2 protein-coding genes are annotated in these 1,201 nt (G+C 37.9%); both read left to right on the top strand.

The features are described from left to right. The first annotated feature begins 189 nt into the window (after positions 1-189). Positions 190-696, top strand: a complete 507-nt coding sequence (locus EGT49_RS12345; protein ID WP_135374710.1) for a GNAT family N-acetyltransferase — start codon at positions 190-192, stop codon at positions 694-696. A gap of 14 nt (positions 697-710) precedes the next feature. Beyond that, positions 711-1,124, top strand: a complete 414-nt coding sequence (locus tag EGT49_RS12340) for an RpiB/LacA/LacB family sugar-phosphate isomerase (protein WP_135374708.1) — start codon at positions 711-713, stop codon at positions 1,122-1,124. Positions 1,125-1,201 lie beyond the last annotated feature (77 nt).

Raw genomic sequence — 1,201 nt, 5'->3', positions numbered from 1 at the left:
CAACGAAGAATTTTGGGGTGAGGTCGCTTAAAAAGTTATATTATTTGAGCCAAGAAAATGTCAACTTGACAAGGACGAGTGCATTCCAGTCCATCACAGGGCTTGTGCGGAAGACGGCAATTTAAACAAACTAACTTAAGAACCCTCCCTTTTTTGTTATATAATTTAATTAATTTGAGAGGTGAGAATATGAATCCACAAAATTTTTCGAGTAAGTATACAGTTAGACGACTCGTTACTAAGGATACAGAGATTATTTTGAAACTTAATCAGAGTAATCCACTTTACTTCAAGTATTGTCCACCAGCAATTTCTCGGCCAACAATCAGGCACGATATGACGGTTGTTCCGCCAAACAAAACTAAGGATGATAAATATTATCTCGGCTTTTTTGATGGCGAAAATTTAGTTGCGATGATGGATCTGATTGCTAAATACCCAGATGATATAACGGCCTGGATTGGACTTTTCATGGTTGATGCGAAATATTCTGGTAAAGGAATCGGAACAAAGATTATTAAAGAAGTTCTGAAAGCTTTGGAGGATAGTGGCTTTAAGCAAGTTGAGTTGGCCTATGCGAAAGGGAATCCTCAAAGTGAACATTTCTGGGTCAAAAATGGTTTCTTTAAAACGGGACAAGAAGAAAAAGAAATCAATCACGACTATACGGCAGTAGTGATGGGACGTTTGTTGTAGAAGGAGAAATAAAAATGAAGATTGCGGTTATCCAAGAAACTACTCAAATGAGCAAGAATAAGGCTTTATTTAAAGCGACTGAATCAGCAGCTGATGAAGCAGATGAGGTCATTAATTTTGGAGTTTTCCAAGGTGATCCGATGTTATCTTATGTTCAAGTATCGATTTTAGTAGGCTTATTATTGAATTCACAGGCAGTCGATTATGTAGTGACCGGCTGTAGTTCAGGTAACGGGATGGATATTGCTTGCAACAGTTTGCCTAATGTAACTTGTGGTTATCTACCAACACCGAGTGATGCTTTTTTGTTTGGTCGAATCAATCATGGAAATTGCGCTTCAGTTCCTCTGGGATTAAATTATGGTTGGTCAGGTGAATTAAATTTAAACGCAAATTGCAAGAACAAGTTAGCCACTCCGAAAAAATAAAAAAAACTTAAGATCTATCAGGATTGGAGTGCCAGATTATTAGTAGCCGCAAGCCAAGAAGAATGCCTCCTGTGGCT

This window comes from Companilactobacillus suantsaicola (genome assembly GCF_004745525.1).
GTDB classification, from domain to species: domain Bacteria; phylum Bacillota; class Bacilli; order Lactobacillales; family Lactobacillaceae; genus Companilactobacillus; species Companilactobacillus suantsaicola.
The sequence above is the reverse complement of the archived record's forward strand: the minus strand, read 5'-3'. Positions and strand labels throughout refer to the sequence as shown.